This window comes from Bacillus cereus group sp. N31 (assembly GCF_016483245.1).
Lineage (GTDB): Bacteria > Bacillota > Bacilli > Bacillales > Bacillaceae_G > Bacillus_A > Bacillus_A toyonensis.
In genome coordinates, this window is sequence record NZ_JAEHCH010000003.1 from 251,100 (window position 1) to 269,521 (window position 18,422).

Sequence of the window (18,422 nt, forward strand, 5' to 3'; positions counted from 1 at the left end):
CATTAATTATGAACAGTTTCTTTTTCGTTTAATCCAAGTGTACGTCCAGTTGAAGTGTGTAAATCTTGGAATAGTCTTGGATTTTCAGTAAGAGAAATGCCATAAGAAGGAATCATTTCTTTTATTTTTTCTTCCCATCCTAATATACGATCAGGGAAACATTTTTCTAATACTTCAAGCATGACGTGAACGGCAGTAGAAGCACCTGGTGAAGCACCTAGTAATGCAGCGATTGATCCGTCAGCTGCACTTACAACTTCTGTACCGAATTGAAGTGTGCCTTTACCGCCAGCATCAGTATCTTTAATTACTTGTACACGTTGCCCAGCAACTACAATATCCCAATCTTCACTTTTTGCGTTCGGAATGAATTCGCGTAATTCTTCCATACGTTTTTCATGTGATAACATAACTTGTTGAATTAAGTATTTTGTTAGTCCCATTTCTTTTACACCAGCAGCTAACATCGTTAAGACGTTATTCGGTTTTACAGAACCGATTAAGTCAAGATTTGAACCAGTTTTTAAGAATTTAGGTGAGAACCCTGCGAACGGTCCGAACAGTAAAGCTTTTTTATTATCTATATATCTCGTATCCAGATGAGGTACAGACATTGGCGGAGCACCAACTTTAGCTTTACCGTATACTTTTGCATGATGTTGCTCAATTACTTTTTGATTTTTACATACCATAAATAGTCCACTTACTGGGAATCCACCGATATGTTTTGATTCAGGAATACCTGTCTTTTGTAGTAGAGGTAGGCTACCGCCACCGCCACCGATAAAGACAAATTTTGCAGTATGATGCTCAATTTTACCACTATTCATATCGTGTACTTTTACTTCCCACAAACCATTTTTCGTGCGTTTAATATTTTCGACACTATGTTTGTAGTTTAGCTCAACATTTTTCGTTTGTAAGTAATCAAACAACATACGTGTTAATGCACCGAAGTTAACATCTGTTCCAGAGTCAATCTTCGTTGCAGCCATCGGTTCATTAGATGTACGACCTTCCATAATGAGAGGAAGCCATTTTTTTAATGTTTCAGGAGCATCAGAAAACTCCATTCCTTGAAACAGTGGATTTTTTGAAAGCGCTTCAAAACGGTTTTTTAGAAACTCTACATTTTTTTCCCCTTCTACTAAACTCATATGAGGAAGTGGCATAATAAAATCTTGTGGATTACGAATTAATTTGCTTTTTACAAGATATGCCCAAAATTGTCTTGAAAGCTGGAATTGCTCATTCACTTTTACAGCCTTACTAATATCTATAGATCCGTCAGATTTTTCGGAAGTATAGTTCAGTTCGCATAGCGCAGAATGCCCTGTACCTGCATTATTCCATTCGTTAGAGCTTTCTTCCCCGGCACTTGCGAGTTTTTCAAAAACTTTAATTTCCCATTCAGGTGCTAATTCTTTTAGTAATGAGCCTAACGTTGCACTCATAATTCCTGCACCAATTAAGATAACGTCTGTTTTTTGCTGCATGTTGCTCATGATAATCTCTCCATCCCCTATATTGGCAAAAAAGAGTAGGTGTTTTCTATGTCTAAGCCGTAAAAGAGAAACACCGCCTAGGCCCCACCTAGGTGTATACCTTTTTTGTCTCAATTATATAACCATCTCATACTCTATTATAATAATTAATAGACTAAAATATCTAGTGTTATCTGATAATTTTAAACTATTTAACGTTTTATTTGCCAAAATTCTTATTTAACAAGCACTTTTCAGTTAATGAATAGAAAAAAATTACAGTTTGAAATTATCTCGAAAAAGCTTACGTATCCTTAATTGACTAAATCGAGTACCTTTTTATGGGATTTTTCTCTCGGTAAGGGTAAGATTATTCTGAAAAATGAAAAGGAGGGATTTTAATGCGTACAAAAGAGCAAATTTCAAACTTATTTCGAAACTTTTCAATAAAGGAATGTAAAGGGTCAAGTGATTTATATGAATATTTATCAATGAAAATTGCTGAAGATGAGGAAGTACTTACACTATCGTCCTATGCTCAGGTAGGTCAACCAGTCCCAAACTTATTATTAGGTGCAGTACATTATTTATTGCTTGCAGGGAAAGAACATCATTTAAAAACGTATTATAGTAGTTTAGTTGAAAATGCCGAAACAAATTTAGACAAAGCTTTTGATTATTTTAAAGGTTTCTGTAAAGAATACCGAGAAGAAATCATTACTTTGTTACAAACAAAACTCGTTCAAACAAATGAAGTAAGAAGGTGTGCATACTTATACCCAAGTTTCTGTTACATATTTAACAAAGTGAATAAACCAGTAGCATTAATTGAAATTGGGACAAGCTCTGGATTACAATTGTTCTGGGACCAATACCGTTATTCGTACGGAACGGATGAAATGTACGGAAATGTAAATTCAAATGTGCATGTAACTTCTGAAATAAGAGGGGAGAATGTGCCGCGTTTTCTAAAACAAAGTCCGCCTGTCGTAGAAAGAATCGGGCTTGATTTACATGTGAATGATTTACATAATGAGGAAGATTATTTATGGCTACGTGCACTCATTTGGCCAGAACATAAAGAAAGGCTTGAAATGTTTGACCAAGCAGCGACGCTTGTAAAAGAAAAATCAGTGCAATTAATTGAAGGGGACGGTGTAGCGCTTCTTCCGGCCATTGTAAATCAAATAAGGGAAGATGCTGTTATTTGTATTTTCCATACACATGTGGCAAACCAAATACCTGAAAATGTAAAACATACGCTAGAAAAACAAATGAAAGAAATTGGTGCAAAACGTGATGTATTCCACCTATATAACAACATGTGGGATCGTGATCTTCATATTGATTATTATATTAACGGAAACGAATATCGTGAAACTGTTGGGGAAACGGAAGGGCATGGGAGATGGTTTAGTTGGAAGCTTGGGGATGAGTCGCTTTGTTAATGTAATTCTATAGGAAGGGGACCTTTTGTTTTAGAATTTAAATTATCTGATTAATATGATAATACTTTATGATAAGTTGTATATAAAGATAAGATAAAAAGGATGATAAGCATGCAAAAGAGACCAGACGCAAATGAATATAATCCGTATTATTCAACGTACATAAATTTAATACCAAATGGAGATATCATACGTATTCTAGAGCAACAAATGAAGGAAACAAATCTTTTATTGAAAGATATTTCTGATAGTGAGGGACATTTTCGATATGCTCCTAATAAACGGAGTATAAAAGAAGTAATCGGTCATATTGTGGATACTGAACGTATTATGGCATATCGATTGCTTTCCATAGCAAGAGGCGAGACAGCAGAACTTCCTGGATATAACGATGATATGTATGTTCTTAGAGCAGCTTTTGATAAGCAATCTATGCAAGATCTTCTTGAGAATTTAACAGTTGTTCGCCAATCTACTGTGCATTTGCTTAAAAGTTTAGATAAAGAAGCCTGGTTACAAAGGGGAATCGCGAACAATTCTGAAGTCACGGTTCTTGCATTAGCAAACATTATCGCTGGTCATGAGCTTCATCATCGTCAAATTATAAAAGAACGTTATTTGGGTTCTAATGCATATCCAGCATGTTAAAATAAAAAAATAGTAGTACCTGCAAAAGAAGGAAGAAATGCATACCAAGTGTATATAAACGATAGTATGTTGTCTAAAAAAGAGCTTGAGAAAGTTTTACTTTCGGTGGTGGAATAGTGCGTGGTATGTAGAGACTAAATGAAAAACGGTGAAAGTAATAACTGATTCGTTTTTTATACTCATAATATTATTATGTAAACAAATTTAACGGATGTACATTTGTTAAATGATTCAATATTTTTGATTTTTCTATGGCTGTATCAGTATGATGTTCTTAGGGGGGATCATATGTGTAAACACAAAAGGGTCATAGCGATTTCAGGAAGTATTAGGGAAGGGTCATCCAACACAAATGTATTAAAAACTTTAGCAGCATTTATTCCAGAAGGTATAGATTACACTATTTATAATGGGATAGGGGAACTACCTCATTTTAATCCGGATGTAGATCGAGTTGGAGCACCGATTGTTGTTGAAAAATTTCGAAAGACATTAAGTGAGGCACATGCACTTATTATTTGTACACCAGAGTACGCAAAAAGTATTCCAGGAGTTTTGAAGAATGCATTAGAATGGCTTGTTTCATCAGCGGAACTTTATAAAAAGCCAGTTGCTATTATAACAGCTTCACCGTCGATTGCTAGAGGGGATAAAGCTCATGAATCATTATTACTTACGCTAGGTATGCTAGATACAATTGTCGTTCAAAATGGTTCGCTATTAATCCCATCAGTGCGCACTAAATTTAGTGATGATGCAAAGGTAACAGATGAGGATACAAAGGAAGCTCTTATCTCTTTAGTTCAAAGTGTAGTAGACGAGATAAAGAAATAATGATTTAGTTCGTATTAAAGTGAAAATGGACTTTTATAATAATAAAAGATAAAAGCAATGCTACGGTTAGTTCAAATGTAGCACTGCTTTTTTATATAGTTAAATATATGTACTCAAAATCTCCCCAGGCAATCCATCAATCTCGCAAACTTTTTCAGATGTAAAACCGAAGTTTAATAATATTTTACGAGAGGGGATATTATTCGGATCAATAATTGCTTTTAATACGTTTACTTCTGTTTGCTTCGCTATATGCATTAATTCCTTTGCAATCGCACTACCATATCTCTTTCCCCAGTATCCTGGCAAAATCATATAACCAATTTCAGCCTCTTTTTCATTTTCCTCACTGAGTGTAACGTGTCCAAGGCCGATATATTCATTTGTAATAGAGTCATACACTTTATAGGAGCCAAATAGCCGATGCTTTTCGTTGCGCTTTAACAATTTTTCAAAGTCATTTTGTGCCTCATCTAACGGAATGGCACGCTCGGTAATTTGCGCCATCACTTCTTCATTTGATACGAGTTGGAAATATTGATTGAAATCTGTTGCTCCATATTTAGTAAAATATAGCTTTTGCATAATATTCCTCCAAACCAATTTTTATTTGTTCTTCAGAAAAGAAAAAGTAAGCTAAATCGTAATTTCAATTTGATTACCTTCCGGATCGCCTATCACACTTTCGTAATATCCATCTCCAGTGAAACGAGGTCCACTTAATAAAGGGTAACCATCATCTTGTAATGTTGTAGTAAATGTATTTACACGTTCTTCACTACCGACAGAAAAAGCCATATGTGCATAGCCAGTTATATGAAGGTTAGGCTGGTTTTCTATACCTTTTTTACGCATTAGTTCGATCCTTGCTCCAGATTCGAACGTAATAAAATAAGATTCAAATTGTTTCGCTTCATTATGATATAAAGAGTTTGATTTACCGTTAAAGTATTTTATATAAAAATCACGCATTAATTCTAAATCATTTACCCAAATTGCGATATGTTCAATTTTCATAGGTTCCACCAATCCTATCTGTACTAATTAGGCTTTCACTGTATAAAAACTGTATTTATATTACAAGGAATTTGATTTGGCAAAAAAGATAATTTTTAATTTTTAGTTGTGTCCGTACATACAATGTGTAATTAAGTGAATGACTTACATAGGAATTACAGAAAAGGGTGAATGAGGCTTATGAGTCAATTTGAGCAAATGATGTACGTTGGTGTCATTATGTCTATTGTACTTTCCGTAATGATATTGGGGTCTGTATATTATAATCCTCGTCTATCATTAAATGATTATCCGAAAGATATTCAAAAGGTAGTTCTTCCGAAATCAATTCATGAAAAAAAGCAAACGATTTACTTTAATATTGCATACAATATAATTCTTTTCGGTACTCCTTTCGTTTCTACATATATACTACATCAACAAGAAAAATTATTGTATATTGAAGCTTATTTACATACTTTAGGCATTTTAATGATCTTCAATTTAGTAGATTTAATTATAATTGATTGGCTTATTTTTTGCTGGATTACTCCGAGGTTTGTTGTTATTCCTTGTACGGATGGGATGAAGGGATATAAAGATTACATGTTCCATTTAAGAGGGGCTATAGTCGGTACTTCATTTTTAGCAATTGTAAGTTTATTTCTGGCAGGAATTGCAACGACTATTTAGTAAAAAGAAAAAGGATTAGAAACGTTTATATAAGATAAAGAGATTGATAATTTATAGAATTAAAAATGAGAATTTGATACTATTGGAGTAAAGGGTTTTAATAACGGTATATTAGGCGGTATAAATATATCGTTGCAAATGTTTTGATATTCCGTGAAATTACCTAATTTTATGGGAGCATTTCATAAAACCCAAAAAAAGCAATGGAGGCTAATATGAAAAAAATAATTGGCGCAGCAACAGCAACAGTTTTTGGATTGGGGGCTTTTACTACATCTGCTATCGCAGAAACGATCGTAACAGCGGATGTACTCAACGTACGTGAAAAGCCAACTACGGAATCAAAAGTTATCGAAAAAGTAAAAGAAGGACAAAAGTTAAAAGTAATAAATACCGAAGAAGGATGGTCAAAAATTGATTTAAATGGTAAAGAATTGTTTGTAAGTTCGGAGTTTACAAAAGATATTTATCATGTAACAGCAAACTTGTTAAATGTACGCTCTGAAGCAAACACAGAATCAGAAATTCTTGGTAGACTGAAAAAAGATGATGTAATTGAATCAACGCATCAAGCAAAAGACGGATGGCTACAATTTGAGTATAAAGGAAAAACAGCTTATGCAAATGTTTCTTTCCTATCAAGTACAGCACCAAGTGAAAAGAAAGCTGGAGAGAAAACGAAGCAAGTAGCGAAAGTACAAAAAGCGGTAAAAGCTAAGGAAGAAGCCCAAACGCAGAAAGTAGCAAAAATACAGGAAATAGCAAAAACGAAAGAAACAACAAAAGTGCTGGAAGAAGTAAAAGTACAAGAAATAGCAAAAGGTAAGGAAGAAAAGAAAGTGCAAGAAATAGCGAAGCCTAAAGAAGAAACAAAAGTGCAAGAAATAGCGAAGCCTAAAGAAGAAACAAAAGTACAAGAAATAGCGAAGCCTAAAGAAGAAACAAAAGTACAAGAAATAGCGAAGCCTAAAGAAGAAGCAAAAGTAAAAGAGGTAGAAAAAGTTAAAGAAGAAGCGAAAGCACAAGAAATAGCAAGGGCTAAGGAAGAAGCGAAAGTACAAGAAATAGCAAGGGCTAAGGAAGAAGCGAAAGTACAAGAAATAGCAAGGGCTAAGGAAGAAGCGAAAGCGCAAGAAATAGCAAGGGCTAAAGAAGAAGCAAAAGCACAAGAAATAGCAAAGGCTAAGGAAGAAGCAAAAGCGCAAGAAATAGCAAAGGCTAAGGAAGAAGCAAAAGTAAAAGAGGTAGAAAAAGTTAAGGAAGAAGCGAAAGCACAAGAAATAGCAAAGGCTAAAGAAGTATCTAAAAATAACACACAGTCTGCTAAACGTGAATTAACGGTAGTAGCGACAGCATATACTGCTGATCCAAGTGAAAATGGTACATATGGTGGACGCGTTTTAACTGCGATGGGGCATGATTTAACGATTAATCCGAATATGAGAATTATTGCAGTTGATCCGAAAGTAATTCCTTTAGGATCTAAAGTATGGGTAGAAGGTTATGGAGAAGCTATCGCTGGAGATACCGGAAGTGCAATTAAAGGTAATCGCATTGATGTTTTAATGGGGTCAAAAAGTAAAGCTATGAATTGGGGAAGACAAACCGTTAAAGTGAAAATTCTATAATATATATAGTTATCTAGATAGAAGTCAGTTCTCTTTATTGAGGCTGGCTTTTATTTTTTGAGTTAGTGTGATTCATTGAGAAATTGACAAGAACAGTATGATGGCAACGAAGGGTTAATATAGATGGTTCAGGGGGTAAATTGTGCTTTAAAATACATAACGGAATAGTTTGTGATGAAATATATATTTGGTATCACGAAGATGCGGAAATGGAAGAAATAGAGAGAAATTTAAAAGGATTTATTATAGAAACTATGCAGGAAGACGATGCTTTTTAGTGTTAATTAATATAATATGGTGGATCACATTTATATAAAGCGAGGATGGAATATGACAACGGAATTATATGGCGCATATTGCAATGAAAAGAAAGGGTATAGAGTAATTGAAGGGAAAGATTTGTATAATCATTATTTCGGCGATCAAGATTGTCATTTACCAGTATGTAAGTTATGTGGTGAGAAGATGCACCAAATCATTTGTTTTGATTTGAATGATGAGCGGCTTGCTGAACTTAAAAGTGGAGAACTAAATATTTTACCATTAGTTTCATGCTTGAATTGTGCAATGGTGTGAGAGCCACAATATTTCCAATTAAGTAATGGAGGTAAAACAGTTCAAATTATACGGCAAGAAAATACAGAAGAATGGGTAATGGAAGAGGAAGATAAGCTTCCAGTTTCATTACCAAAAACAACTGTAAAGCTTATAAATATGAAAAATGAAGATATACCTACTGATGAGGATAGTTACTGGGAAGCTTTTGACTTGTTCGGTTCAGAATATGTTTGTAGATTATTAGGGGCACCATTATATGAAGATCTTCCAGAGGATTTTGCATGTCCAACTTGCTCTAAAGAAATGAAGTATGTTGCTACAATTACACAAGATATTAAGGAACGGAAACTTATTTCAGTAGTTGATTTCCAGTTCGGGGAAATGAATATATATTTTTATTTATGTAAAGATTGTTCAATTATAAAAACCGAAATATAAAGTACATAACGAAAATAAGACTGACATATTCTGTCGGTCTTATTTTCGTATCGCAACATCATTAAGAATCGTATGAAATATATCTTTTTGCGTAAAAGCATCTGTAAAAACAGTCTCCCTATTCACTACAATTGTATCGTGAGGATTGTACCATTTTCGTAATAAATCCTCTCCAAACTCAATTCGTTTTTCTCTTGTATTATGGCGTCTAATCGTTTCCTCTAATGATAAATCGAAGTAGTATGTATACGCGTTTCCATCAAAGTGGTGTATTAATTCTTTCAGCATATTACCGTATCTACGACTGTTTAAAATACCTTCTAAAATAACAAATTCACATTTTCCTTTTCCATACTTTGTAATTTCAAATAGTAAATCATGAGATAAGTTACCCATTGTGTCGTGTACTTTTAGCATATCTCTACGCACGACATCTTGTGAGACTAATAGTGTACCTTGCCCGAAATGTTCTTGCAGTTCCTTTGCGATTGTTGTTTTGCCACTTGCGGAGTTTCCCCGAAGGATAATTAAAGTTGATTTTTGTATAGGATTAGACATCATATATTTCCCCCAACATCTTTGATTGTATAGAAAATTTTAACAAATAAAGTGAGGAAAGTGTATAATCAATATGATAGAAATAAAAAAGGTGAGAGCTAGATGGAAGATACATTAAATAAAGTGCAGCCGATGTGGAATTGAATTTGGTTTCGGTATTTAGGGGCATTTTTAATTGTACAATTCATTTTTATTATTTGTGATGTTACTGAATGGAAACCAAACTTTAGACTGGGCGGAGAGTTTTTTAATAGAGTTTTACATTCTCAATTTTTCACGGAATGGTTCACACCATATAAAATCTCGCAATTGAATGTATTTACAATATTTTTTGCGATAACATTACTACCATATGCACTAGTAGGTGCAAGTAAAGATGTAATAGTAAAGAAAAATATACAGGAACAATAGAGGTGTCACATGCTTTTTCAAAAAGGAGATTTATTGGTTAGGTACGTAATAGAAGATGACGCACCTATCATGTCTAAATGGTTAACAGACCCAGAAGTCTTGCAGTATTACGAAGGACGCGATAATCCGCAATCTGTAGAAATGGTGCTTACTCATTTTATATATAATCCAAACAGCCATGAAAAAAGATGTTTAATAGAATTTGATGAAGTGCCGATCGGATACATTCAAATGTACCAAGTTGATTCTGAATGGAAAGCGTTATATGGATATGAAGAATCGCAAAATGTATGGGGGATGGATCAATTTATCGGAGAACCGACCTTTTGGGGAAAGGGAATCGGAACAAAACTCGTTCAAGCAGCGATTACATATATTGTAGAGAACGTGGGGGCGGAAGCAATCGCAATGGATCCAAAAGTAAATAATGAACGTGCGATAAAGTGTTATGAAAAATGCGGATTTAAAAAAGTGAAGATTTTAAAGAAACATGAACTGCATGAGGGGAAATTGGAAGATTGTTGGATGATGGAATATAAACAACTATAGTGAATATCCAATGGCCTATAAAAACAAAGGGGATGAGCGAAATGAAAAAAGCATTAATAGTAATTGATGTACAAGCAGGTATGTATACAGCAGGAATACCAGTACATAATGGGGAAAAGTTTTTAGAAACATTGCAAGAACTCATTGAGGAATGTCGCTCCAATGATATTCCGGTTATGTATGTCCAACATAACGGGCCAAAAGATCACCCGTTAGAAAAAGGGACAGATGGCTGGGAGGTGCATGCGGCAATTGCACCAAAAGAGGGTGATAGTATCGTTGAAAAGACGACGCCAGATTCATTCCATAAAACAAACTTAAACGAAGTGTTACAAGAAAAAGGAATTGAACATGTTATTATTTCAGGCATGCAAACAGAGTACTGTGTGGATACGACAACGCGCAGAGCATGTAGTGAAGGGTATAAAGTAACGTTAGTAAGTGATGCACATAGTACATTTGATACAGATGTGTTACGTGCTGAAGATATTGTGAAACATCATAACGTAGTGTTTGGAGCGTTTGCTGATGTTGTGACGTTAAAAGATTTGAAAGTGGCTGCCTCTAAATAAGAGGCAGTTTTTTATTTGAAGATAACATATCAAATATTGTTGGTAAGTCTATATAATTTCATGTACCGAAATGATAGTACAGAAAAAGGAGCCCGCATGATTAAAAAGGGAGCTCCTTCATCAAAATGTTACTTCTTCTTATCTTTATCCAATACATTCTGTTCTTCAGCAAACTCCGTACCATATGCAAATCGACGATTAATATGAATATTATCGTTGTGATGTCTTGTGTGTGAGTTAGAGAAGCGATGTACAATTACTTCTGATAATGTGAAGACAATCGCTGAAAGGATACTTCCCCATGCAATTTGCATGTAGTTGTCTAATAAAATATTACCGAAAATCCAAACGCTTAAATACGCTAATAAGAAATCTGTCATAATGGCACCAGTATTGCCAATGCGATTTAAAATAATTTTATCAACGAACATATAAGATACGATTGTCACAAAAAGACTGAATGAAATAATTTGGACGAACGTTGCAGGGAAAAATAAAGCTAGTCCGATACTAAATGCGATAATGCACGATATGAATTTGATAAGTACTACAGTAAAACCATTCAATAGTTACACCTCCGATTTATACATAGTTTTGCAATAAATTCAGGAGTTCATACATTGTAACTAATATATTTAAATAAAACTTTTTCATGTTCGAATTTATGTCTAAATATTAAAAAAACAACAAAAAAATGTTATAGTAAAATGAGAGTATATGACATTTTTAGGTAAGGGGTGAATCCAAATGTGGATTACTTCAGAAGTAGAAATTCCAGATGAGTTAATCGATCATCTTGAACAAGGAAAGTTAGTATTGTTTGTTGGAGCGGGAGTTTCTATGAAAGGGAAATCAAACTTACCGAATTTTGATGATTTAGTTGATGAAATTGCAAAAACTTTATATGTCGAAAAGCGTGAAATAACAGAACCTCATGATTATTATCTTGGTAAAATTGCGAAAACAAAAGATGTACATCAAGTTGCAAAAGATCTAGTTCATATAGAAACGTCAAAACCAAATCCGCTTCATTTTGCAATTCCGAGGTTGTTTCCTTTAGATACAGAAGTTCGCATTGTAACGACGAATTTTGATCGACATTTTACAACTGCGATGAACGAAATGAATAGAGAATTAAACGTTTATTATGCACCTGCTTTACCTACAGGTAGAGCGTTTAAAGGGCTCGCTTACATACATGGAAATATAGAACAAGAAAAGGAAGCATTAATTTTAACAGATGGTGATTTTGGAAGGGCTTACTTAACGGAAGGATGGGCGAGAAGATTTTTAGTTGATTTATTCTCCAATTACACCGTTTTATTCGTTGGGTATAGCCATAATGACCCAGTAATGAAATATTTAGCAACTGGTTTACCACCAAGTACAAGGCGCTATGCATTTGTCGCACAAGGAGAAAATACGTATCACTGGGAACATTTAGGGATAAGGCCGATTGTGTATCCGAATAAATCAAATAATCATCAGTCCCTCGTCAAAGCGGTAAAACGCTGGGCGGAATTAATGGGGGATAATTATATTACAAAAAGAATGCGTATTCGTGACATTGTAACAGTGCCACCATCAGTAGAGCAGGAACAATTATCCTACATAAAACAGTCCATTAAAAAAATTGAAACTGTTCGATATTTTGTTGAATTTGCCCGAGATTATGAATGGGTGGAATGGCTTGAAGCAGAGGGGAAATTACGAAATTTATTTTTGCTTACGTCAACCTATGATGAAGTAGATGAATTGCTTGCAGAATGGTTGGTGGAACAATTTCTTTTTAGTCATCAGAAAGAATTATTTCAATTGATTTTTAAAAATCATTCTAAAATATCCCCGTTATTATGGAGAACAATTTGCAGCTATTTAAACGAAACGAAGATCAAGATGGACCCGTTGTTGTTTGCAAGATGGACACTCCTTTTATTAGAAACAGCTGAAAAAGATAGTAAATCTATAGAAAAAATCTCTTACTTACTGCAAAAGTGTTCTTTTCCTGAGCATAAAGAAATTGCTTTATTGTTACTAACGTTTATTTTGGATGGAAAACTTAAGTTGAAGCGTGAAAGAAAGTTAGGAAATGATACACAAGAATCCATTGAACTTGAGGAATCGAGTCGGTTACCGGTGTCTACATTTTCTCATGTGGAGCAAATTTGGAATGAGAAGATGAGACCGCATATTTCTTATTACGCAGTTCCCATTTTGATGATGGGATTAGAGAAGATGCGAATGTTGTCATTAAGACAAACGGCACTGAAAAAAAGAAATAAGGAAAATGTAGAGAAAGAGTTTCATCAAAATGACCTTGCGTTTTTAATTCAAATTGTAAAAGAGTGTCTAATCTATTTATGTGAAAACAATGAGAAAAAAGCGAATTATTATATTACAGAAATGATAGAAGCAAATAGTTTGCTTCAAAAGCGAATTGCAATTGATGCGATGAATAAAAATTTATTTGTTAGCGTAGATGATAAAATGAAATGGTTGTTACAGGGAGGGCTTCTTTTAGATGTCACATATAAACATGAGGTGTTTCAACTTTTAAAAAATCATTACGTACATTCTTTAGAAAAAACAAAGGAAGAAGTCATTCAAACTGTAATGAAGCACCTTGCAGAGGAGAGGGCATTTGATGTTTGTTTAGTTTTAGATTTATTATTCACTTGTGATTCAAATAGTCCATCAACAGCACAAGGATACGAGCTAATGAAACAGAAACATCCGCATTTTCATTCTGATCGATACAGTGTACCTAAAAAAAAGGCTATCGAACAAAGTATTACTTGTAATGTAACTGCCGATGGATTACTGCAGCTGAAAGACGATGAAATCATGAACCAAATTCGGCAATTTTCGAATGACGGTGTTTTTGAACAACGTCATTTTTTAGAGATGTTATCAAAGGCATGTAAATTGAATACAGAGTGGAGTATTTCATTTGCGTACCAATTAGTAGGCATGCATGAAATAAGTAACGAAGTGTGGTTTGTTTGTATTAGAGAGTGGCGAAATAACCGGAGACTGACAAATGGGCAAATCCAAAAAATTATTCCGCTGTTACAGAAATTTGTTAGAAACACTGCGTTTCATTGGTTAATTAGTAGTTTTCTATATGAGATTAGTAATCGATTAGAAGAGTTAGAGGAGAATAGTATACGGTTTGTAAAACGTTTTGCTTTTTCGGTATTTCCTCAAGTTATGAAAAGCGATACAGATTTTAAGATTGGAAAACAAGACTTTTATAATGAGTCGATTCAGCATCCTGTTGGCAAAATGACAGCTGTATTATTAAAACTGTTATCATATGATCATTTATACGATCGCAATGTGTATGAATATTTATTTTTATTTGAAGAACAAGTAAGAATAAGTTCTGAACGGACAAACTTTATGTTTGCGCGTTTAATAGCAGATATTACATTTTTATATCATATTGAGAAACAATGGTGCCGAAAATATTTGTTACCTTACTTAGAATTAAAGAAAGAAAATGAGATTACGAAATATGCTTGGGCAGGTCTATGTTATACGCAAATAAATTTACCTTTATTTACTGAAATGAAGAGGTTTATTAAGTATGCAGTAGAGCATTTAGAAGTTTTACACCCGCATACGAGGGAAGCTTTCTTGAAGTGGCTTAGTTTTGTATTTATAAAATGTGTGTTGTATTGGGAACAAAAAACAGATTGGCTATATCCGTTGCTTATACGAGAAAATGAAGAGAATAAAATTAAATTTATGCAACATTTATGCTATTACGTTAAAACATTAAGTGTAAAAGAACAACAAAAATTTTGGACAGCTTGGCTCAGTATATTTTTACGAGAACGACCAAAAATGGGTGAGATAACAACGAGAGAATATGTAATGATTTTACGTATTATTTTATACATGGATGAGATTTTAGAAAAAGGATTACGTATTATGTCGCGTACATTTATAGATGTAAATGGAGAATGTGCAGGAGAGGAAATGAAACAGTTATTTATTGAAATGCTTGAAAAGAAAGAGAGTATGAAAGCGTATAAAGAAATGTATGCAAATGTGTTTTTCACTTTACTGCAAACACGTCAGGAAGCTGATTTTCTTGAAAATGAAATCATACAAATAAAAAAACGATTAGCCCAGTTTGGAATAGAAAAACACGTATTAAACTTAATAGAAAATGAGATGATTCGCATCGGAATTGTAATGGGGAATTTACAAGAAGAAATATAGGACGAAAGTGGAATTTTAAAAAATATATAAAAAACATATTGACAGTGTTTTGAAAAGCGTTCTATAATACGAATCATACTTATTCAATTTCAAAAACATTTGAATAAACAAAGTGCAATGAAGAGATCACAGTAGTGGTTAGTCTTACTGTAACAGAGAGCTGGTGGTTGGTGTGAACCAGTACAGGGATAATCATGAATTACAGTCTTGGAGCATCTTTTTCGTAGTAAAGATAGGATTGTCTTTATGAAGAAAGAGCGGTCAATTGATCGTTAACAGTGAAGAGAGGTAGACGGAAAGTTAGTCTACAACTAGGGTGGTACCGCGATAAATATCGTCCCTACTGATTTATTCAGTAGGGACTTTTTGTATTTTAGTGGTCCAACTTGAAAATAAAATAGTCATGCATTGAAAGGAAAAGCAGTAGTTGTTGTTTCCCTGTAACAGAGAGCTGGTGGTTGGTGCGAACCAGTACAAAAACAAGAGCGAATTACAGTCCTGGAGCATCTTTTTCGTAGTAAAGATAGTATTGTCTTTATGAAGGGAAAGACGGTCACATTGATCGTTAACAAGGAAGAGAGGTAGACGAAAGAAGTCTACAACTAGGGTGGTACCGCGATAAATATCGTCCCTACTGATTGGATCAGTAGGGCTTTTTTGTACAAAAAAAGTGGTTTTCAGCTAGTAGATAGTGTCTTTGTGGTAATTATTAGTTTAAGATAAGAAGAGGTATCGATTCCACTTTAAATTTGTATAATTAACCAGTTCAGAAAATAGAGAATTTTTCATTCTCTTACTATACTTTTAAAACATTAGAGGAGGATTTTCAAATGGCAAATCATGAATTAGATCAATTACGTAAACAGGTAGATGAAATTAACTTACAACTATTACACCTTTTAAACAAACGTGGTGAAATCGTTCAAAAAATCGGGGAGCAAAAGCAAGTACAAGGTACGAAACGCTTTGATCCAGTACGTGAGCGTGAAGTACTTGATATGATCGCAGAGCATAACGAAGGACCATTCGAAACGTCAACAGTTCAACATATTTTCAAAACAATCTTCAAAGCTAGCTTGGAATTACAAGAAGATGATAACCGTAAGGCGTTATTAGTATCACGTAAAAAGAAACAAGAAAATACAATCGTTAATGTAAAAGGTGAATTGATTGGGGACGGAACACAAACGTTCATCATGGGGCCTTGTGCAGTAGAAAGCTTAGAGCAAGTTCGCCAAGTAGGGCAAGCTATGAAAGACCAAGGCTTAAAATTAATGCGCGGTGGTGCTTTCAAACCGAGAACATCTCCATATGATTTCCAAGGTTTAGGAGTAGAAGGGTTACAAATTTTACGCCAAGTAGCAGATGAGTTCGACTTAGCGATTATTAGTGAAATTTTAAATCCGAACGATGTTGAAATGGCATTAGAATACGTAGATGTAATTCAAGTTGGCGCACGTAACATGCAAAACTTCGATTTACTACGAGCTGTAGGTAAAGTTAATAAGCCAGTATTACTAAAACGTGGATTAGCAGCAACAATTGATGAGTTCATTAATGCAGCAGAATACATTATCGCGCAAGGTAATGACCAAATTATTCTTTGTGAGCGCGGTATCCGCACATACGAAAGAGCAACACGTAACACATTAGACATTTCTGCAGTACCGATTTTAAAGAAAGAAACACATTTACCAGTTATCGTTGACGTAACACATTCAACTGGACGTAGAGATTTATTATTACCAACAGCGAAAGCGGCACTTGCTATTGGAGCTGATGCAGTAATGGCTGAAGTTCATCCAGATCCAGCAGTTGCATTATCAGATTCTGCACAACAAATGGACATTCCAGAATTCCATAGATTCATGGATGAGTTAAAAGGTTTCAAAAATAAATTATCTTAATTCCATATCATATATGCGCTGAAGAGGAAACAGTAGTGCTTATCTCACTGTTAAAGAGAGCTGATGGTCGGTGTGAATCAGTACAAAGATAAGCATGAATTACAGCCTTGGAGCATCTTTCCCGACAACTTTTGGAGGGGAGGACGGTCAAACGATCGTTAAAGAAGAAGAGAGGTAGACGATAGTTGTCTACAACTAGGGTGGTACCGCGATAAACATCGTCCCTACTGAGCGCTCAGTAGGGACTTTTTTGTACAAAAAAATAGTAAAGGGGCAAGAGAAATGAGATACATTACAGCTGGAGAATCACATGGTCCGCAGTTAACAGTTATTTTAGAAGGTGTACCGGCAGGTTTAACATTAACAGCGGAACATATTAATAAGGAATTATTAAGAAGACAAAAAGGACATGGGCGCGGAAGACGCATGCAAATTGAAACAGATACAGTTGAAATTGTAAGTGGTGTTCGTCACGGGATGACACTTGGCTCACCGATTACGTTAATCGTAAAAAATGATGATTTCAAACATTGGACGAAAATAATGGGTGCAGACCCGATTTCAGAGCAAGAAAGTAAAGAAATGAAACGCACAATTACAAAACCACGTCCAGGACATGCAGATTTAAACGGAGCTATTAAATACGGTCATCGTGATATAAGAAACGTATTAGAGCGCTCATCTGCAAGAGAAACGACAGTTCGTGTAGCTGCTGGAGCAGTTGCGAAACAAATTTTGAAAGAGTTAGGTGTGGAAATTGCAGGGCATGTGCTTGGAATTGGTGGGGTGCAAGCGAAGCATATTTCCAACTTATCAATTGAAGAGATTCAAACGATAACTGAAAATTCACCTGTTCGATGTTTAGATAAAGAAGTAGAACAAGAGATGATGGATGCGATCGATAATGCAAAAAGTAGTGGAGATTCAATCGGTGGTATTGTCGAAGTCATTGCAGAAGGTATGCCAATTGGTGTTGGTAGTTACGTTCATTACGATCGTAAATTAGATGCAAAACTCGCTGGTGCTATTATGAGTATTAATGCATTTAAAGGTGCTGAAATTGGTGTTGGTTTTGAAGCGGCAAGACAGCCAGGAAGTAAAGTGCACGATGAAATCCTTTGGGATGAAGAAAAAGGATACACGAGAAAAACGAATAATGCCGGCGGTTTAGAAGGTGGTATGACAACGGGAATGCCGATTGTTGTAAGAGGTGTTATGAAGCCGATTCCTACATTATACAAACCGTTAGCAAGCGTTGATATTGATACGAAAGAAGCATTCCAAGCGAGTATTGAAAGATCTGATAGTTGCGCAGTACCAGCAGCAGGTGTAGTAGCTGAATCTGTTGTGGCATGGGAACTTGCAGATGCACTAGTCGAACAATTCGGAAAAGATCGTATGGAATTATTAAAGCAAAACATTACAGAACATAACAAATACGCAAAAGAATTTTAAAAAAGGTGGGTTT

The 18,422-nt window shown here is 34.7% G+C and carries 16 protein-coding genes, 2 pseudogenes and 3 other annotated features; of the genes and pseudogenes, 13 read left to right on the forward strand and 5 right to left on the reverse strand.

Annotated features, from left to right (window positions below; translation table 11 throughout):
• Window positions 1–2: 2 nt before the first annotated feature.
• Entirely contained in the window at window positions 3–1,505 is a 1,503-nt protein-coding gene (locus JDS81_RS07730; protein ID WP_000069153.1) for a malate:quinone oxidoreductase, read from the reverse strand.
• Window positions 1,506–1,885: 380 nt separating this feature from the next.
• Here JDS81_RS07730 and JDS81_RS07735 point away from each other — a divergent pair, with 380 nt between their 5' ends.
• The 3 genes from JDS81_RS07735 (at window position 1,886) to JDS81_RS07745 (ending at window position 4,414) form a co-directional block, all read left to right on the forward strand.
• Window positions 1,886–2,932 (forward strand): DUF2332 domain-containing protein, encoded by a 1,047-nt coding sequence (locus tag JDS81_RS07735; RefSeq protein ID WP_097954655.1) that lies wholly within the window; start codon window positions 1,886–1,888, stop codon window positions 2,930–2,932.
• A gap of 111 nt (window positions 2,933–3,043) precedes the next feature.
• Window positions 3,044–3,580: a DinB family protein gene (locus tag JDS81_RS07740; RefSeq protein WP_097954656.1), complete on the forward strand. Its 537-nt coding sequence runs from the start codon at window positions 3,044–3,046 to the stop codon at window positions 3,578–3,580.
• Between the two features lie 288 nt (window positions 3,581–3,868).
• A complete protein-coding gene (locus tag JDS81_RS07745; RefSeq protein WP_097954657.1) occupies window positions 3,869–4,414 on the forward strand; it encodes an NADPH-dependent FMN reductase in 546 nt (181 codons plus the stop codon).
• Between the two features lie 99 nt (window positions 4,415–4,513).
• Here JDS81_RS07745 and JDS81_RS07750 read toward each other — a convergent pair whose 3' ends face one another.
• Together JDS81_RS07750 and JDS81_RS07755 are read right to left on the reverse strand one after the other, a co-directional pair.
• Window positions 4,514–4,999: a GNAT family N-acetyltransferase gene (locus JDS81_RS07750; protein WP_001171007.1), complete on the reverse strand. Its 486-nt coding sequence runs from the start codon at window positions 4,997–4,999 to the stop codon at window positions 4,514–4,516.
• Window positions 5,000–5,050: 51 nt separating this feature from the next.
• The gene (locus JDS81_RS07755; RefSeq protein WP_000687538.1) at window positions 5,051–5,431 is read right to left on the reverse strand and encodes a VOC family protein; all 381 of its coding nucleotides are present in this window, start codon (window positions 5,429–5,431) and stop codon (window positions 5,051–5,053) included.
• A 180-nt stretch (window positions 5,432–5,611) separates the two neighbouring features.
• Between JDS81_RS07755 and JDS81_RS07760 the strand changes: the two genes are divergently transcribed.
• From JDS81_RS07760 to JDS81_RS07775, 4 genes and pseudogenes are all read left to right on the forward strand, one after another.
• The gene (locus JDS81_RS07760; RefSeq protein WP_000077243.1) at window positions 5,612–6,103 is read left to right on the forward strand and encodes a hypothetical protein; all 492 of its coding nucleotides are present in this window, start codon (window positions 5,612–5,614) and stop codon (window positions 6,101–6,103) included.
• Window positions 6,104–6,318: 215 nt separating this feature from the next.
• Window positions 6,319–7,731, forward strand: a complete 1,413-nt coding sequence (gene entB / locus JDS81_RS07765; RefSeq protein ID WP_199688502.1) for a cell wall-binding protein EntB — start codon at window positions 6,319–6,321, stop codon at window positions 7,729–7,731.
• A 122-nt stretch (window positions 7,732–7,853) separates the two neighbouring features.
• Window positions 7,854–8,009, forward strand: a pseudogene (locus tag JDS81_RS07770) (SMI1/KNR4 family protein); the annotation flags it as partial.
• Window positions 8,010–8,061: 52 nt separating this feature from the next.
• Window positions 8,062–8,727 (forward strand): annotated as a pseudogene (locus tag JDS81_RS07775) (hypothetical protein).
• A gap of 39 nt (window positions 8,728–8,766) precedes the next feature.
• On the opposite strand, the gene JDS81_RS07780 reads toward JDS81_RS07775, so the two are convergent.
• Window positions 8,767–9,288 carry a kinase gene (locus JDS81_RS07780; protein ID WP_142312506.1) on the reverse strand — a complete coding sequence of 174 codons (522 nt, stop codon included), beginning with the start codon at window positions 9,286–9,288 and terminating at the stop codon, window positions 8,767–8,769.
• Window positions 9,289–9,429: 141 nt separating this feature from the next.
• Between JDS81_RS07780 and JDS81_RS07785 the strand changes: the two genes are divergently transcribed.
• The 3 genes from JDS81_RS07785 to JDS81_RS07795 are packed head-to-tail and all read left to right on the forward strand — an operon-like array spanning window position 9,430 to window position 10,817.
• On the forward strand, window positions 9,430–9,696 hold the full coding sequence (locus tag JDS81_RS07785) for a YfzA family protein (protein WP_225988035.1): 267 nt from the start codon (window positions 9,430–9,432) through the stop codon (window positions 9,694–9,696).
• A gap of 9 nt (window positions 9,697–9,705) precedes the next feature.
• Window positions 9,706–10,245, forward strand: a complete 540-nt coding sequence (locus JDS81_RS07790) for a GNAT family N-acetyltransferase (RefSeq protein WP_097955089.1) — start codon at window positions 9,706–9,708, stop codon at window positions 10,243–10,245.
• Window positions 10,246–10,286: 41 nt separating this feature from the next.
• Window positions 10,287–10,817 (forward strand): cysteine hydrolase family protein, encoded by a 531-nt coding sequence (locus JDS81_RS07795; RefSeq protein ID WP_000709518.1) that lies wholly within the window; start codon window positions 10,287–10,289, stop codon window positions 10,815–10,817.
• 128 nt (window positions 10,818–10,945) lie between these two features.
• On the opposite strand, the gene JDS81_RS07800 is transcribed toward JDS81_RS07795, so the two are convergent.
• Window positions 10,946–11,383 carry a YndM family protein gene (locus JDS81_RS07800; RefSeq protein WP_001013100.1) on the reverse strand — a complete coding sequence of 146 codons (438 nt, stop codon included), beginning with the start codon at window positions 11,381–11,383 and terminating at the stop codon, window positions 10,946–10,948.
• Between the two features lie 181 nt (window positions 11,384–11,564).
• On the opposite strand from JDS81_RS07800, the gene JDS81_RS07805 reads away from it, so the two are divergent.
• The 3 genes from JDS81_RS07805 (at window position 11,565) to aroC (ending at window position 18,409) form a co-directional block, all read left to right on the forward strand.
• Window positions 11,565–15,047, forward strand: coding sequence for a DUF4020 domain-containing protein (locus JDS81_RS07805; RefSeq protein WP_097955088.1), 3,483 nt, complete (start codon window positions 11,565–11,567; stop codon window positions 15,045–15,047).
• Window positions 15,048–15,155: 108 nt separating this feature from the next.
• Window positions 15,156–15,392 (forward strand) — a binding site (T-box leader).
• A gap of 54 nt (window positions 15,393–15,446) precedes the next feature.
• Window positions 15,447–15,683, forward strand: a binding site (T-box leader).
• A 194-nt stretch (window positions 15,684–15,877) separates the two neighbouring features.
• Window positions 15,878–16,954, forward strand: a complete 1,077-nt coding sequence (locus JDS81_RS07810) for a bifunctional 3-deoxy-7-phosphoheptulonate synthase/chorismate mutase (RefSeq protein WP_001273577.1) — start codon at window positions 15,878–15,880, stop codon at window positions 16,952–16,954.
• A 9-nt stretch (window positions 16,955–16,963) separates the two neighbouring features.
• Window positions 16,964–17,183, forward strand: a binding site (T-box leader).
• A 53-nt stretch (window positions 17,184–17,236) separates the two neighbouring features.
• Window positions 17,237–18,409: a chorismate synthase gene (aroC, locus tag JDS81_RS07815; RefSeq protein ID WP_097955086.1), complete on the forward strand. Its 1,173-nt coding sequence runs from the start codon at window positions 17,237–17,239 to the stop codon at window positions 18,407–18,409.
• Window positions 18,410–18,422: the final 13 nt, after the last annotated feature.